This is a genomic window from Mycobacterium talmoniae (assembly GCF_001854525.1).
Classification (GTDB): Bacteria; Actinomycetota; Actinomycetes; order Mycobacteriales; family Mycobacteriaceae; genus Mycobacterium; species Mycobacterium talmoniae.
This window is the reverse complement of sequence record NZ_MLQM01000130.1, coordinates 1-16,118: the sequence shown is the minus strand read 5'-3', so window position 1 is coordinate 16,118 and position 16,118 is coordinate 1. Positions and strand designations below refer to the sequence as shown.

Here is a 16,118-nt window from a genome sequence, read left to right as displayed (position 1 = left end):
CCAGCACCCGTAATGTTCATCGACGACGCCCACATCTTGCGGGCCTCATCCTCAACCGTCTGAGCGTGCACATCAAACCGGCCCGCCATCGCCCGCATCTGATGCGGATCCGTCATAAAACGCGTAGGCATAATCGCCTCCTTACCTAATAGAAGTTCATCGACTGCGAATAGTTGTTGCCGTGGCCGATGTATGACAGCAGGCTACGCCTTGAAGCAGCGTGCTGCCTGGCCGAAACACACTGTTGGCCCCCCTTCCATTACCCGGCCGCCGGTGAGTGCGGGATGACACTCGGACGGAGATCGAACCGGGGAATCGCCGGGGTCTGGCCGCTGCCGACCGCCCGGGCGGCGTTGGCCAGCATCGGCACGCCGTTCATCATGTTGCCGGCGTTGAGCCCGGCGGTCGGGGTCGCGCCCAGCCCGTTGCCCAGCGCCGAGGCGATCGAGCTGGTCGACGGGGCGACCGACGCCCAGCTCTGCGGCACCGACAGCGCGCCGAGTGAGCCGGCCTGACCGAACCCGGCGGTCACCCCGCCCAGTCCGCCCAGCCCGCTCATGCCGGCGAAGCCGCTCGATCCGCCGGTCAGCGCCGACCCCAACGCGGCGACCGGGTTGGTCAGGGCGGCGGCGGCGGCGCCCGAGGTGCCCGCCCGCATCAGCGAGTTCATCGAGTTGACCAGCGAGAACAGGTAGCTGCCGTTCTGCGCGACCATGATCGCCGGCGACGCCAGGGTTTGCGCATCCTTGAGCGCATCCAACGGCGACGTCGACGACGCGCCCGACGTGAGGGTTTGCAGCGCCTGCTGGGGCAGGTTGGACAGTTGAGACGCCTGGGACGACACGTTGGTGCCCAGCTGGGACGGCAGGTTGGCGGTGACCTGCGACACCGTGGCCTGTGCCTGGGAGGCCGCCGAGTTCGCGGTGCTGTGACCGACCGCGGCGGCCTGGGCGGCCGACCCGGCCGGGTTGGTGGTCTGCGGCGGCTGGCTGAACGGCGTCAACGTGCTCGCCGCCTGCGACGCCCCGTGATAGCCGTACATGGCGCTGGCGTCTTGGGCCCACATCTCCATGTAGTGGGCCTCGGTGGCGGCGATCGCCGGGGTGTTCTGCCCCAGGATGTTGGTGGCGACCAGGGTGGCCAGCTGGGTGCGGTTGGCCGCGATCAGCGGCGGCGGCACCGTCGCCGAGAACGCCGCCTCGTAGGCGCCGACCGCCGCCCGTGCCTGGTTCGCGGCCAGCTCGGCCTGGGTGGCGGTGGTGGTCATCCAGGTCACGTAGGGCGCGGCGGCCGCGGCCATCGAGGCCGAGGACGGACCCGTCCAGCCCGACGTGGTCAACCCCGAGATCACCGAACCATAGGAGGCCGCCGTCGAGTGCAGTTCGGCGGCCAGGGTGTCCCAGGCGGACGCCGCGGCCAGCAGCGGGCCGGCACCGGCACCCATGTACATGCGCGCAGAGTTAATCTCCGGCGGCAAGGCCCCGTAGTCCATTGTTCGTTAGCTTCCGCTCGCCTAACCGGCCGCGGCCGCGTTGGCGGCCTCGGTGGCCGCGTACGACCCCGCGCTGGTGTTCAGCGTGTTCACGAACATCTCGTGAATCGCCGCGGCCTGCGCGCTGATCTGCTGGTACAGCGTGCCGTGCGCCGCGAACTGGGCGGCGGTCAGCGCCGAAACCTCGTCGGCGGCGGCGGGAACCACACCGGTGGTGGGGGCGGCGGCCGCGGCGTTCTGCGCGCTCAGCGCCGAGCCGAGTCCGGTCAGGTTGGCAGCGGCGGCCGCCAGCGCCTCCGGCTGGGTGGTCACGAACGACATCGAGATTTCCTCCTCGTCACTCTCAGCAATCGCTCTGGGGATGACAGTAGAGGCCAACGACGTGTCGCGCCTCCCGCGACAGCCGATGTTCCCAAGTGTTCACCAGGCAGTGCCAAATGTTCACCTTGGGTAATGCGACAGTAACGAGGTTGGGCCTGCGATGGGCGATCCACGCAGGTCAAACGGGTCACCGCGGCGGCTAGGCGCCGTTACCCATTGTTGGCCGGATCGGGCCGTTACGAGCGGTTCGGCGGCCTGTCGGCGCGGTCACGGAATAAAAATCTAGCTGCACGCAAAGCGGCCGCTCACCCGGTGACCCGCATCACAGCAACCATATTGGGTCGGGCGCGGCAGCGTTCAAGCCCACTGCAGCGGCAGCGTCTTAAGCGCGAACGTCATCGCCGGGAAGGCGATCTCCGGTGTATAGCCCGGAACCAACTCGAACTCCGGGATGCGCTGCAGCCATTCCTCGACCACCACGGTTAGTTCCAGCCGGGCCAAGTGCGATCCCAGGCAGCGGTGCGGTCCGCCGCCGAATCCCCAGTGCCGGTGTAGTTTGCCGTCCATGACCAGGTCGTCGGTGGAGGTCGGGTCGCTGCCGTCGCGGTTGACCGCGGCCATGCACAACCGCACCGGAGTACCGGCGGGCAGCGTCATGCCACCGACGCTCACGCTCTCGGTGGTCACCCTGGGCGCCACCGGCGCCGAGGGCTCCAACCGGACGATTTCTTCGATGAAGGCCCGGATCTGTTTGGGGTGGTCGCGAAGCGCGGCGCGCAGTTGTGGCCTGCGCGCCAGTTCGAACAGGCAGAACCCGATCGCCGCCGTCACCGTGTCGAGGCCCGCCAGGATCAGCAGGTGGCTCATGCCCAGCAATTCCAGGTCGCTGAAGTCCCCGTCGCCGGTCATCACCCGCGACAACATGTCGGTGCCCGGGTTCTGCCGGCGTTGGTTGATCGCGTCCGTGAGGTAGGTGAATAACTCGCGGGCCGGCGCAAGGTCGGCCTCGGTGCGGTAGGGCTTGTCGTCGACCACAGCGTCTTTCCAGGCAATTACGCGGTCACGATCCTCCAGCGGAAGACCGTAAAGATCGAGGAACACCTGAAACGGATACAGGTTCGCCAGGTCGGCCATCACCTCGCATTCGCCTTGGCGGGCGATGCCATCGATCATGTCGGCGGCGTGCCGGCGCAGCACCGGCAGGGACTTGCTCAGTGCGTGCGGGCTGAAATAGGGCGTGAGGATCTTGCGGTACCGGGTGTGTTCCGGCGGGTCGAACGCGAGCGGTACCACGGGCAGCGGGCTATCGGGGGGTTGCAGCGCCAAGCGCGAGGAAAAAACCTTGGGATTGCGCAGCGCCCCGAGCACGTCTTCACGGCGGGTCAGGTAATAGGCGCCATTCATGAACACCACCGGCCCGGCGTCCCGCAGGGTCTTCCACCCGACACCACGGTCGACGGCCATCGGCAAGTTCGCGTAGTCAAGCCGCGGCAGGTGAAATGCACCTGGCTGGTACTCGTCGAAGGTGCTCATAGGCGGCCGTCCGTTCCTGTGTTTCCCGGTCGCCTCGCCGATGGTGCGACCGTCAACATCGTAAACATCGGCCGCTGGGCAAAGCCTTGAGTCGATGGGTGCAGCGTCTCCTAAAATCGAGATACACGATGCGCCACGTCGACCCGCGCGCAACGCATTCGGTGAAGGGAACCAGCGATGAGAGTTCGTCTCGAACGATCGAAATGTGCGGGGCATGCGCAGTGCTACGCCGTCGACCCAGACCTGTTCCCGATCGACGAGTCCGGCTACTCCGTCCTCGAAGAACACGAGGTACGGCCCGAGGACACGCAGCTCACCCGCGACGGCGTGGCCGCCTGCCCGGAGATGGCGCTCGTCCTCGACGAAGAGTAGCCACCACCGCACGCCGGCCGCCACGAACTGTCAAGAGCGCCTTGCTAATCGCGGCGCCCGGTGCGCGCGCTATCCGGCGAACGGCGGGCGGGCCATCACGGTGGGGCGGAACCCGTATTTGGGACCCGACCCGGCCGCACCTGATGCTCCAGCACCCGCCAACGGCATGCCGCCCAACAGGTTTCCGGCACCCGCGCCGGCCTCCGGAGCAAGGCTGACACTGCTGACCGGCACCGGTGGGGCCGGGAACCCCGACGACGACAGCGGGGTCGAACCAAGCCAGCTGGGCGGCACCGCCAATCGACCGACCCCGTTCGCAGCGCCCAGTCCGGCCGACACCGGACCGCCACCCATAGCGCCCAGCCCGCCCAATCCGCCCGCGGCACCGGCCGCGCCCGCGGCGCCGGCCGCATCAGCCGCGCCCTTGGCGGCGGGCGGGGCCGACCCGCCGATCAATCCCAAGGTCTTGGCGATCTGAACGAAGTTGTTGCCCATACCGATACTGAAGTACGGCAAACCTTCGGTGTTGTAGAAGAAGCCGGCGAATGGGCTGTACGCGTTGAGCAGCCCTGACAGCGAGGTCGGCGGGGTGGACGACCCGGTCAACAGTTCCCAGATGCTGCCGAACGGCGACGTCGACGAGCTGGTGGTCGTTGCCGCGGGGGTTGCCAGGCTCTGCAACGCGTTGGGCGCCTGGGTAATCGCCTGCGACACATTCTGCGCGCTCGTTCCTGCCGCCGTGGACGCGGCGTGGGTGACGGCGGCGGATTGCAGGGCCTGCCCGGCGGCATTGGTGGTCTGCGCCGGCGAGGTGAACGGTGTCACCTTCGAAGCGGCCGCCGACTGCCCGGCGTAGCCGTACATGGCGGCGGCGTCTTGGGCCCACATCTGAGCGTATTGCGCCTCGAGTTGGGCGATCATCGGCGTGTTTTGACCGACGATGTTCGTCGCGGCCAGCTGCGCGACCTGCGCCCGGTTGGTCGCGACCGCCGGCGGGGGCACCGTCGCGGCGAACGCGGCCTCGTAGGCGGCCGCCGCCGCCCTGGCCTGGTTGGCGGTGTGCTCGGCCTGGGTCGCGGCGTTGCCCATCCACGCCACGTAGGGCGCGGCGGCGTTGGCCATCGACGCCGACGCCGTGCCCGACCACTCCTCGCCGGTCAGCTGCGTGATCACCTTCTCGTAGCCGACGGCGGCCGAATTCAGTTCAGCGGCGAGCGTGTTCCACGCCGACGCGGCCGCCACCATCGGAGCCGAGCCGGGGCCGGCGTACATGCGTGCGGAGTTGATCTCCGGTGGGAGTGCCCCGTAATCCACCACGGTTGCGCCCTAACCGGCCGCGGCCGCGTTGGCGGCCTCGGTGGCGGCATACGACCCGGCGCTGGTGCCCAGGGTGTTGACGAACATCTCGTGAATCGCCGCGGCTTGGGCGCTGATCTGCTGGTACAGCTGCGCGTGGGCGGCGAACTGCGCCGCCGTCAACGCCGAAACCTCATCGGCGGCGGCCGGTACCACACCGGTGGTGGGAGCCGCCGCGGCGGCGTTCTGCGCGGAAACCGTTGATCCGATGCCCTGCAGGGTGCCCGCGGCGGCCGACAGCGCTTCGGGCTGCGTGGTCACGAACGACACGTGATCTCCTCCTAATCGAGTTAAGTCTCAACGGACTTCGAGCAGTGGCTCGCCACTGAGGCTAGCGGGACCGAGCCCGGCCCCACGTCGGCCACGCCAACTGTTCATTCCCTAATCACCACTGTTCATCCGCAGGAACGAGCTGTTCACCCGCCGTTGGCTTATCGGACGGGTTCGGCGCCGGCCCGCGGACCCTCCGACAGCCAGCACCCCGCGGCGCCGTGCGCTGCCGCGGGGTGCCTGCCTGCGCTAGCCCGCCGAAGGCGGGCGCGACATCACGCTGTAGCGGAAGCCGTACCGGTATGTCGCTCCCCCACCGGCGCGTCGCCCGGCGCCGGTCAACGGTATTCCGCGCAGCAGGCCCTGCGAATCGCCGGAGGCCGCGGCGCCGACCCTGCTGAGCGCCGTTCCCGCACCCGTCGGGTTGAGCTCCGCCCCGCCGGCGGCCCAGCTCGGCGGTACCGACAGCCGGCCGATCGAGCCCGCCTTCGCGAGGCTCGCCGACACCGGGGTGCCACCTGCACCGCCGAAGCTGCCCGCCGCGGGCAGGCCGGCCCCCGGCAGCGGCGCACTACCGGCCGCGCCGGCACCGCCGGCGGTGCCCGGAACCAGCTGTTGGGCGATCGAGGCCAGGAACTGCGGAATGCCGGTAAAGAAGTAGCCCTGCAGGGTTTGTTTGAGCAGTGTCGTGTAGTTCGCGGTGGTCAGGGCCGGACCGGTACCGAACGGTGCGGGCAGGAACGACGAGAGGGAACCCGTTGACGTCGAAGTGGTGGGCGAGGCCGCCGACGACGACAGTGGTTGCAGCACTTGGGGAACCGCCGAAGTCGAGGCAAGGTGCGAACTCGTGGACGCGGCGGTCTGCGCGGAGCTGCCCGCCTGGGTGCCGGCGGCTTTGGCGACCGCGGCGCCCTGCGCGGCCAACCCCGCCTGGTTGGTGGTGTCCGCCGGCCGGGTGAACGGCGTCACCGTCGACGCGGCCGACGAGGACCCGGCGTAGCCGTACATCGCCGCCGCGTCCTGGGCCCACATTTCGGCGTAGTGGATCTCGGTGGCCGCGATCGCGGGGGTGTTCTGCCCGAAAAAGTTGGTCGCGACCAACGTCATCAACTGAAGCCGGTTGGCCGCGATCACCGGCGGGGGCACCGTCATCGCAAAGGCCGCTTCGTAGGCCGCCACCGCGGCCCTGGCCTGAGTCGCGGTCTCCTCGGCTTGCAGCGCGGTGGCGTGCATCCAGGCGACATAGGGCGCGGCAGCGGCGGTCATGGACGCCGCCGCCGGCCCCGACCAGGGCCCACTGGTCAGCTCCGCGATCACCGAACCGTAGCCGGCCGCCGCCGCGTGCAATTCGGCCGCCAACCCATCCCAGGCCGCCGCGGCGGCCAGCATGGGACCAGGACCCGGCCCGGTATACATGCGACCCGAGTTGATCTCCGGCGGTAACGCCCCGAAATCCAACTCCACCCCTCCTCAGCCGGCCGCGGACGCCCGGGCGGCCGGCTCGGCTCCCGGACGGTCAACGCCGCCGCACATGGTCAATAGTTGTCGGTCGCCACTGCGGCTGCTGAGGGCCGGGTGGTTTCGCGACGCGCGGTGTGTGGCCACAGATCGCAACGCACCCTTCTTCTCTCGCGGACCGGCAGTGTTAAGAACGTTGAGCGTGGCTCATTCGGCTTTGAACGATTGCTCGTCTGCGAGATTAAGCGGCCGGTCCGGGACACGCCGCGCCCAACGCCGACAATTCACTAGCGGACAACTACTGTTCATCCGAAAGCGGCGACCGTTCATCCACCGTTCGGTTAAGCGCCGTGCACGCGGCGCCCAAACCACGATCCGGTCGTGGGGTGGTGATCGGCCCGCTCTTCTTGCGCGGCAACGCCTTCGCCAACCGCCGCTGCGGTGCCATGCCGGTGGCTCACGCGGTGACGGCGATATCCACCGTTCCCGGGGCTACCTCAGCTGGGGTACGGCGGGCTGAGGGGTGTTGGCAGCCGCGACGCCTCCGTGCGCGGCTCGGCTCAGGCGAGTGCCAGGTCGCACCCGCCTGAGCCCCGGTACCGGGGTGCGGGGACTACCCGCGCCCCGGCACCGGACGCAGCTCGGTGGCGGCGACCTGGACGAACACCCCGGTGTCCTCGGCCATCAGCAGGCCGCGGCCGCGGGGCAGCGGGCCGCCCTTCATCTTGCCGCGGATGAAGCCCTCGTCGGGGTCGGCGTCCATGACCAGCAGCGGCGCGTTGGCCTGGTGCAGCGCCCGCAGCAGCGGGTCGCTGCCCGCCGAGGACCACCCACCGAAGGTCCGGGTGGCGATCACGTGCAGCCCGACGTCGGCGGCCCGGGTCACCCAGGGGGCGGCCTTGTGCAGCGGGGAGTCGAACCCGGGTGGGAACTGCTGGATGTCGTCGATGATCAAGAAGATCTCCGGTCCGCTCCACCAGGAATGCGCCAGCAACTCCTCGGCGGACAGCCCCGGCGGCGGTTCGCGACGGGCCAGCGTGGCGGCCAGCTCGTCCATCATCGCCACCACGCCGTCCATGTTGTAGGCGAACTTCTCCACATAGTCCGGTCCCAGCGTGGTCAGCAGCTGGCGACGCGGATCGACCAGCCACACCTGCGCCGAGGGCCCGCCCGGCGTCGGCGCCGAGCTGGCGCCGGGCGCATACACCCGCCCGATCTCGGACATGATGGTGGCCAGCGTGGTGGTGCGCCCGCATTCGCGGCGCCCGGTGACCATCAGGTGCGCGTTCTCGGCGAAGTTGAGGTACACCGGCTGCAGATCCAATTCCGAGATCGCCCAGGCGATTCCGCCGGCGCCGACACCTTCGCGGTGATCGACCGCGGCCACCGCGCGCACCTCGTCCAACCCGAACCGGGCCGGCAGCCGCCGCACCGGGCGGGCCCGGCCCACCGCCAGCTCGCTGACCGCCGCGGCCACGCTGTCGGATTCGAACATCCGCTCGGGGGTGTCGGCCAGCGCCGGCCGCGCGATCAGGGTGTGCAGGCCGGCCTGCGGATCGCTGTCGAGCCGCACGTAGTTCACCGCGACCATGCCGCGGCCGGGTTTGACCGGAACGTCCTTGGCGAACCGGGACCGCACCAGTTTGGCGTCCTCGACCGCGGCCAGCCGCAGCTCGACCCGGGACCCGAAACCGCTGCGCACCGCGGGCCGCAGCTCCGATTCCCGGTCCGCGGTGACCACCACGTGCACGCCGAACGAGGGACCCTGGTTGATGATCTGGTTCACCTGCTCGATGAGCACCTCGTTGTCTTCGGCCAGCGCCCGGTAGTTGTCGATCACCAGGTAGACGTCGCCGAAGCCGTCGTCGGGCACCTCGCCGGGCGCGTCGCCGAACTTGCGCCGCCGGAACACCTCCATGGACGGCACGTCGTACTCCAGGAAGCTGCGCTTGCGGCCCCGGACCAGCGCCAGCAGTTCGGCCACGGTGCGGCGCACCCCGTCGGGGTCGGTGGGTCCGGCGACCGAACCCACGTGCGGCAGCCGGGCGACCGTCGCCAGCGAGGTGCCGCTGTAGGCCAGGCAGTAGAACTGCACCTGGTCGGGGCCGTGGGTCATGGCGGCCGAGCAGATCAGCGTCTGCAACGCGGTCGTCTTCCCCGAACCGCCGGCACCCAGGATCAACACGTTGGCCCCCGGGCCGGAGGTGTCCACCACCCACGGCGGCTGGTCGTGTTTGAACGGCCGGTCGATAACGCCGATCGGGAACACCAGGTTGCGCGCGGTCCCGTAGTCCTGCTGCCACGGCCGGCCCAGGAACCGGTTCACCAGGTCGTCGACCGGCACCGGCTCATCCAGCGGGGGCTGCCACAGCCGGTACGGCTCGAACTCGATGCGGCGCAGCTGATCGATGATCACCGTGCCGACCTTCGGCGTCCGGAAGCCCTCGTCTTCCTCGGCGCCCTCCTCGGCGGGCCGCTCACCGACCGCCGGCAGCGCCTCCTCGGGCGCCGCCTCGATCTCGGTGCCGCTGACCGCCACCTCCAGCGGGGTGAACGCGGTGGTAAACAGCTGCGGCCGAATGTAATCGACGGCGTGCACCAGCGGCGCCTGTTCCTCGTCGAACGACCCGGCGCGGTGGTAGTCGCGCCACAGGAACTCCGCCTGGAACCGGATGATGTCCTCGCCGCTCTTGCGGAAATACCCCAACCCGGCCTTGGCCGGCAGGTTGACCGCGTTGGGCACCCCGGCGGCCTGGGCCGCCCCGGCGGTTTGCGCCTTCAGCACCAGCCGGTAACCCATGTTCTCCATGAGCTTTTCGGCGCGGCTCTCGATGGTCTGCGACGCCATCATCAGGTGCACCCAGTAGGCGCGGCCCTGGCGGCCGATCGAGTCGAGCACCTCCACCGCGGTCGGCATGATGCGGAACCACTCGTAGAACTCGTCGATGACCACCACCAGCATCGGCAGCGGGGTCATGTCCTGGCCGTGGGCCCGCATCCTGGCCCGGATCTCGTTGTACTCCTTGGCGCCGTCCACCCCGGCGCTGTCACACAGCGTCTTGCGCCGGGCGATCTCGCCCCACATCGCTTCCAGGAAGCGCTCCATCAACGCCTGGTCGTCTTCCAAGTCGGTGATGATCCGCGACACGTGCGGCACCCCGGCGAACGGCTTGACCGCGGACCCACCCTTGAGGTCGGCCAGCACGAACTGCAGCTCGTCGGGCGGATGGCCGAGCATCAGCGATTCGATGACGGTGCGCACCAGGGTCGACTTCCCCGACCCGGTGGTCCCCGACATCACGCCGTGCGGGCCGTCGCCGCCCTCGTCGAGCGACTTCATATCCAAAAACAGCAGCTCGCCGTTGTCGGCGCGGTTGCCGAACGGCACCCGCAGCCGCGACCGGCTCAGCGCGTCGCGGCGGCCGGCCCACAGCGCGCTGAAGTCGATGGAGCCGGCGTCTTCGATCCCGTAGTAGGACAGGATGTCCCGGGTGCCGATGTGGGTGACCCGCTGGCCGATCTCCTCATAGGCCTCGGCCAGCCGCCACTGCGCCAGCCGCTGGGCGAACCGTTCGGCGTCGGCGGCCGACAGCTGGTCGGCCAGCGCGAAGAACCACGCGTTGTCGTCGATCACCATCCAGGTGTCGCGGTCACGGGGCAGCGTCTCGATCACCCCGTTGTCGTCGGTGAACCGCAGCACCCGCTGCGGGGACGGACCGGCCGACGCCGACGCGCCGCACAGGTCGAAGAACGTCACGCCGTCGACACCCTCGGTGGTGAACACGTACTCCCACTGCGGGTCCTCGGCGTCGGCGATGATCAGGTGGTGCGGGGTCGGCGTCTCCGCCGACGAGCTGGGATGGCGCGGCATGAACGACCCACGGCCGGAGAACAAGTCGCCGTGCTCGGCGGCGAACTCGCGCACCGACCCGTACACCATCCGGGCGTTGCCGGCGGCGTCTTGGCGTCGCGAGTCACCGAAATGCGGCAACCATTTCACCCAATCCCACTGCGCGGCATCGGAGCTGACCACGATCATGCGCAGGTGGTCGGGTCCGTGCGAGAAGGCCAGCTGGCAGATGATCGCCCGCATCAAACCCAGCACCTGCTCGCGGTCACCGACCAGCGAGTACCAGGGTTCGACCAGCAGCGACACCATCTTGGGCAGGTTGTAGATGACGCTTTGGTAGCGCCCGAACTCCTGCAGCGCCTTCCCGGTCACCGGCTCCAGCTCGATGTCGGTGGGCATGTTCTGCGGCTCACCCCAGGTGACCTCGGGGCGGGTCATCCCCACCCCGACGCGCACCGCGCCGAAGTTGAGGTCCTTGCCGTCGGGTTTGCGCTCCCACATCCGCGGCGACCCGATCGCGGCGGTCAACGTCGACGGGGCCGGGTGGAACCAGCGGTAGTTGGCGTCCATGGAATCCGCCGACTCCGCGGCGGTCTCCCGCAGCCGGTCCAGCATCAGCATGAACTGGGCCCGCATGGCGTCCAGCTTGGGCCGGCTCAGCTGCTGGGCGCCGCCGCCGAAGCGGCCGCCGAACATCATCATCGCGACGCCACCGATCATGAAGATCGGGAAGATCGAGCCGGCGCCGAGGAACATCCGCGACCCGCTGGAGGCGGTCATCGCGACCATGCCGACGATCAGGCCGACCACCAGCACCCCGACCACCACCAGCCACCAGGGCTTGCCCTCCGGCGGCGGGACACTCAACGGTGTCGGCAACACAATGTTTTCCGGCTTGACCGCCGGCGGCCGCTCCGGCGTCGGCCTCGCAAAACCGCGTTTCACTTCGGCACCACCAATTCTCCTGGCTTCATGTCTGTTGGCAGGGTGTCGTGACGCACCAGCGCGTCGGCGCGCGACAGCGCCGGCCCCGGCGCCAAGAGCCGCAGCGCCACCCACGGCGCGGGGCTGGGCTGCATGGTCAGCCCCAGCGCGGTCCGCGCCTCACGCGTGTCTTCGACCCCGAACCGCACCCCGGAATCCGACAGCCACCACAACGATTCGGTGGTCGCCGCACCCGGGTCGTTGCCGGTGGAGGTGACGAAGTTCGCGAAGCCGGGGCCGAAGTACACCCGGTCGGCTTCGCGGCCGGTGTCGTCGGCCTTGACCAGCGACACCACCCGGTCGGCCTCGTTTTGCGGCACCGGAATCGTCGGCCCGGACACCACCTGCACGCGGGCCCGGCCCTCCCCGGCGGCGCGCTCCCACCACCAGCAGGTGGCCGGGTTCTCCCGCTTGTCGATCACACTCAGCGGCCCCTCCGGGTACGCCGACAGGTCCATCGCCTTATCGGCCGGGACCACCGGCAGTTTCGCCAGCACCGGCGGGGCCACCACCATCGGCTTGCCGCCGCCGGTGGCGCCGGCGTTCTGCAGGATCTGGGCCACCACCGCGGTCACGGTTTGCACCCCGTCCGCGAGCACCACCGAATACTGTTGTGGCCCACTGATTTGCGGGGTGACGAAGACGGTGCCCACCGGCCCGGGGGCGTCGGCGAAGTGCGCGGGGGCGCCGGCGTCCGGCACCGTCGGCACCGCCAGTTCCGCGCCGACCGGCAGGGCGTCGAACAACGCCCGGCTCATCGGCGGCGCCTGGCTGACTTGCTCGGGCGCCAGCCCCAGCGGCAGCAGCACCGACCGGTCGGCGGCGTCGATGCGGGACCGGCGGCCGTCGCGGATCACCCACGACTCGTTGGCGTAGCGCAGCACCACCGCGGCCGACCCGCTGAGCACCTGGCGGCGATCGGACAGATCCGGGGCGCCGTCGATCACGGTCACCGTCACCGGTGACGGGGCCCCCACCCCCAACGTCGGGGTCACCGAGTCGCAGATCAGCCACGACGCCGACGCCGGGCTGCTGGGCGAGAACTCCGAGGGCGCGCCGGGGATGCCGACCAGCGGGCCGTGCGGGGCCTCGGCGATCTGACTCGACCGCACCTTGTGCGGGTTCTCCGGCCGCCCGGCGATCAGCCGCGCCGAGGCCAGGTTCAACGCCGGATACAGCGTGTCCCCCACCCGCACGTACAGCGCCCCGGAGTCGCGGTCGGCGATGATCGGCGTCTCACCGATCTGGCCGGACGGACTCAGAAACGACATCAGCAGGGCGCCCAGGCAGACGACCACCGCCGCCGACACCGAGGCGACCACGGCCAGCGCCTGCCGCCGGCTCGGCTCGACTTCCATTCGGACCCGCCAGCGGGTCAACGCCAGCGCGGTGCGGCGCGCCAAAAACTGGTGACCCGTCACCTGTGTCCGGGTCGACAACCCCAGCCCGTAGCCGGGCCCGCGCTCGTGCTCAGCCATGCCGGATCACGTTCCGGCCCGCCGGCATGTCGCGATGCCCCGCACCGCCGCCATTCATACCGATAACGGTAGGCCGCCCGGAGTCGGACCACCACGCCCCAGCGGTGCGCCGAGCCGCGCTAAAAGCGGCGTCGACCACCGTGTTGTTGCTCGTCATCTGCCCCTACATGGATTCGTCTGGATTGCCCACAGGCATGCTAGCGACCCCGGGCATGGTCCGCTCGTCAAGCGAACACCGCCGGCGGTGCGGCACGATGGGGCGACGGTGGGCGACACGGGAGGGAGGGCCGGCATGACCGAACCGGCGCCGTCGCTGGCCGAACTCGCCGGACGGTTCGGGGTGGCCACCGCCTACGAGGACTGGACCGGACGCCAGGTCCCGGTCCCGGACACCACCCTGGTGGGCGTGCTGGGCGCCCTGGGCGTCGCCGCGACGACCGAACCGGAGCGCCAGGCGGCGCTGGCCGCCCACGACCGGGGGTATTGGAGCCGGCCGCTGCCGCCGACCATCGTCGGGCGCGTCGGCGCCGAAACCCCGTTGTGGGCGCATGTCACCGACGGCCAGCCCGCCCAGATCCGGGTGCAGCTCGAGGACGGCACGGTCCGCCACGACGTGCGGCAGGTGGACAATTTCACCCCGCCGTTCGAGCTCGACGGCCGCTGGGTCGGCGAGGCCAGCTTCGTGCTGCCGGCCGATCTGCCGCCCGGCTATCACCGGGTGCACCTGCGCTCGGGCGCCGACGAGGCCAGCACGGCGCTGATCGTGTCCCCGCGCCGGCTGCCGCGACTCGGCCGGCGGGCCTGGGGCCTGGCCACCCAGCTGTATAGCGTGCGGTCGCGGCGATCCTGGGGGGTCGGCGACCTCGCCGACCTCACCGACCTGGCGGTGTGGTCGGCCTCGCGACACGGCGCCGACTACGTGTTGGTCAACCCGCTGCACGCGGCCGCCCCGACCGCCCCGATGGAGCCCTCGCCGTACCTGCCGACCTCGCGGCGTTACGTCAACCCGCTGTATCTGCGGGTGGAAGCCATCGACGAATTCGCCTACCTGCGTAAACGGGGGCGGGTGCGGCGGCTGCAGGCCCACGCGCAGCAGCGGGCCGCCGCGCGGGACAGCATTGACCGCGACGCCGCCTGGGCGGCCAAACGCGCCGCGCTGGAGCTGGTCTATCGGGTGCCGCGGTCGGCGGGCCGGGAACTGGCCTATGCGGCGTTTCGGGCCCGGGAAGGCGCCGCCCTCGACGACTTCGCCACCTGGTGTGCGCTGGCCGAGCAGTTCGGCGCCGACTGGCACCACTGGCCGCAGGAGCTGCGGCATCCGGCCGGCCCGGCGGTCGCCGAGTTCGCCGCCGAGCACCGCGCCGCCGTCGATTTCCACCGCTGGCTGCAGTGGCAGCTCGACGAGCAGCTCGGCGCCGCGCAGTCCCGCGCCGGCGCGGCCGGCATGGCGCTGGGCATCGTCGCCGACCTGGCGGTCGGGGTGCACCCGCACGGCGCCGACGCCTGGGCGCTGCAGGAGGTGTTGGCGTTGGGGGTGACGGCCGGCGCTCCCCCGGACGAGTTCAATCAACGCGGCCAGGACTGGTCGCAGCCGCCGTGGCGGCCCGACCGGCTCGCCGAGCAGGAGTATCAGCCGTTTCGGGCGCTGATCCGGGCGATGTTCCGGCACGCCGGCGGGCTGCGCATCGACCACATCATCGGCCTGTTCCGGCTGTGGTGGATCCCGGACGGCGCGGCCCCGGCGCACGGCACCTACGTGCGCTACGACCACGAGGCGATGATCGGCATCGTCGCGTTGGAAGCGCACCGGGCCGGGGCGCTGGTGGTGGGTGAGGATCTGGGCACCGTGCAGCCGTGGGTGCGCGACTACCTGGCCGAGCGCGGGGTGCTGGGCACCTCGATCCTGTGGTTCGAACGCGACCGCGACGGTGCGCCGCTGCCCGCCGAACGGTGGCGCGAGGACTGCCTGTCCTCGGTCACCACCCATGACCTGCCGCCCACCGCGGGATACCTGGCCGCCGACCATGTCCGGCTACGGGCCCGGCTGGGGCTGCTGACCAGGCCCGTCGAGGAGGAGCTGGCCGCCGACCGGGCCGACCGGGCGGCCTGGATGGCCGAGCTGCGGCGGGTGGGGCTGCTGGGCGCGCACACCGATCCCGAACGCGACCCCGAGGACACCGTGCTGGCGCTGCATCAGTATCTGGGCCGCACCCCGTCGCGGCTGCTCGGGGTGGCGCTGACCGACGCGGTCGGCGACCGGCGCACCCAAAACCAGCCCGGCACCACCGACGAATACCCGAACTGGCGGATCCCGCTGGCCGGTCCCGACGGCACGGCGCTGCTGCTGGAGGACGTGTTCACCGACCCGCGGGCCGCGGCCCTGGCCGAGGTGCTGCACGGTTTCGTTCACGCTGCGCCAAACGGGCCCCGATGAGCCTGGCGGTCGCCGACCGGCTGGCGCTGGCGGACCTGGTGCACCGGTACGCCGCGGGGGTCGATGACCGCGAGTTCGGTGCGGTGGCACGGCTGTTCACCCCGACCGCGGAGCTGATCGTCCCCGAGGCGCCGACGACGCTGGAGCCGGTGCGGGTGCACCGCGGCCGGGACGCCATCGCGGCGGCGCTCGCCGCGGTGACGACGGTGACGCGCACCCAGCACGCCGTCGTCGGCGAGGTCTACGACCCCGGGCCCGCACCGGGTGCGGCGCGGGGACGCATCGCCGGCATCGCCCATCACTGGACGCACCGCGACGACGGCGACAGCGACCTGATCTGGTATCTGCGCTACCGGGACGACTACCAGTTAACCGACGCGGGCTGGCTAATCCAGCGGCGGGCGTTGACGATCGACGCGATCGAGACCCGGCCGGCCCGACGGGTGCGCGGCGAATAGCACCGGAATGTGACCAATTTCACTCCGGGCGGCGCGGCCCCGGGTCGCCGGACGGGCCACGGCGGCCCGCCCCGCCGACACGCACGCCCGGCGCCCGAGCAAACATTCGCAG

General features: G+C 70.6%; 12 protein-coding genes. 3 read left to right on the top strand and 9 right to left on the bottom strand.

Going from position 1 to position 16,118, the window contains the following annotated elements; translation table 11 throughout:
• The 4 genes from BKN37_RS27965 to BKN37_RS19695 all read right to left on the bottom strand — a co-directional run.
• A partial coding sequence (locus BKN37_RS27965; RefSeq protein WP_242657301.1) for a WXG100 family type VII secretion target occupies positions 1–131 on the bottom strand: 131 nt, incomplete at its 3' end.
• Positions 132–259: 128 nt separating this feature from the next.
• Positions 260–1,492: a PPE family protein gene (locus BKN37_RS19705; RefSeq protein WP_071028647.1), complete on the bottom strand. Its 1,233-nt coding sequence runs from the start codon at positions 1,490–1,492 to the stop codon at positions 260–262.
• A 21-nt stretch (positions 1,493–1,513) separates the two neighbouring features.
• Positions 1,514–1,813, bottom strand: a complete 300-nt coding sequence (locus BKN37_RS19700) for a PE family protein (protein ID WP_071028646.1) — start codon at positions 1,811–1,813, stop codon at positions 1,514–1,516.
• Positions 1,814–2,170: 357 nt separating this feature from the next.
• Positions 2,171–3,346, bottom strand: a complete 1,176-nt coding sequence (locus BKN37_RS19695; RefSeq protein ID WP_071028645.1) for a cytochrome P450 — start codon at positions 3,344–3,346, stop codon at positions 2,171–2,173.
• A gap of 177 nt (positions 3,347–3,523) precedes the next feature.
• Here BKN37_RS19695 and BKN37_RS19690 point away from each other — a divergent pair, with 177 nt between their 5' ends.
• Complete coding sequence (locus BKN37_RS19690; RefSeq protein WP_071028644.1) at positions 3,524–3,718, top strand: ferredoxin; 195 nt, start codon at positions 3,524–3,526, stop codon at positions 3,716–3,718.
• Between the two features lie 69 nt (positions 3,719–3,787).
• On the opposite strand, the gene BKN37_RS19685 is transcribed toward BKN37_RS19690, so the two are convergent.
• From BKN37_RS19685 to eccB, 5 genes are all read right to left on the bottom strand, one after another.
• Positions 3,788–5,032, bottom strand: coding sequence for a PPE family protein (locus tag BKN37_RS19685; RefSeq protein ID WP_071028643.1), 1,245 nt, complete (start codon positions 5,030–5,032; stop codon positions 3,788–3,790).
• Positions 5,033–5,044: 12 nt separating this feature from the next.
• Complete coding sequence (locus BKN37_RS19680) at positions 5,045–5,344, bottom strand: PE family protein (protein ID WP_071028642.1); 300 nt, start codon at positions 5,342–5,344, stop codon at positions 5,045–5,047.
• 249 nt (positions 5,345–5,593) lie between these two features.
• Positions 5,594–6,802: a PPE family protein gene (locus BKN37_RS19675; RefSeq protein WP_071028648.1), complete on the bottom strand. Its 1,209-nt coding sequence runs from the start codon at positions 6,800–6,802 to the stop codon at positions 5,594–5,596.
• A gap of 613 nt (positions 6,803–7,415) precedes the next feature.
• A complete protein-coding gene (gene eccCa / locus BKN37_RS19670) occupies positions 7,416–11,597 on the bottom strand; it encodes a type VII secretion protein EccCa (protein ID WP_071028641.1) in 4,182 nt (1,393 codons plus the stop codon).
• Positions 11,594–13,114: a type VII secretion protein EccB gene (gene eccB, locus BKN37_RS19665; RefSeq protein ID WP_071028640.1), complete on the bottom strand. Its 1,521-nt coding sequence runs from the start codon at positions 13,112–13,114 to the stop codon at positions 11,594–11,596. The genes eccCa and eccB overlap by 4 nt, the downstream gene beginning before the upstream one ends.
• 292 nt (positions 13,115–13,406) lie before the next feature.
• Between eccB and malQ the strand changes: the two genes are divergently transcribed.
• A complete protein-coding gene (gene malQ / locus BKN37_RS19660; RefSeq protein ID WP_071028639.1) occupies positions 13,407–15,548 on the top strand; it encodes a 4-alpha-glucanotransferase in 2,142 nt (713 codons plus the stop codon).
• Positions 15,545–16,006: a nuclear transport factor 2 family protein gene (locus BKN37_RS19655; protein ID WP_071028638.1), complete on the top strand. Its 462-nt coding sequence runs from the start codon at positions 15,545–15,547 to the stop codon at positions 16,004–16,006. Before malQ ends, BKN37_RS19655 begins: the two co-directional genes overlap by 4 nt.
• The last annotated feature ends 112 nt before the right edge of the window (positions 16,007–16,118 follow it).

What these genes read in the sequence shown, in the direction of transcription:
- BKN37_RS19690 (WP_071028644.1), top strand. Translation starts at nt 3,524, where the DNA reads ATGAGAGTTCGTCTCGAACGATCGAAATGTGCGGGGCATGCGCAGTGC.
- BKN37_RS19700 (WP_071028646.1), bottom strand. Translation starts at nt 1,813, where the DNA reads ATGTCGTTCGTGACCACCCAGCCGGAGGCGCTGGCGGCCGCCGCTGCC.
- eccB (WP_071028640.1), bottom strand. Translation starts at nt 13,114, where the DNA reads ATGGCTGAGCACGAGCGCGGGCCCGGCTACGGGCTGGGGTTGTCGACC.
- malQ (WP_071028639.1), top strand. Translation starts at nt 13,407, where the DNA reads ATGACCGAACCGGCGCCGTCGCTGGCCGAACTCGCCGGACGGTTCGGG.
- BKN37_RS19695 (WP_071028645.1), bottom strand. Translation starts at nt 3,346, where the DNA reads ATGAGCACCTTCGACGAGTACCAGCCAGGTGCATTTCACCTGCCGCGG.
- BKN37_RS19705 (WP_071028647.1), bottom strand. Translation starts at nt 1,492, where the DNA reads ATGGACTACGGGGCCTTGCCGCCGGAGATTAACTCTGCGCGCATGTAC.
- BKN37_RS19655 (WP_071028638.1), top strand. Translation starts at nt 15,545, where the DNA reads ATGAGCCTGGCGGTCGCCGACCGGCTGGCGCTGGCGGACCTGGTGCAC.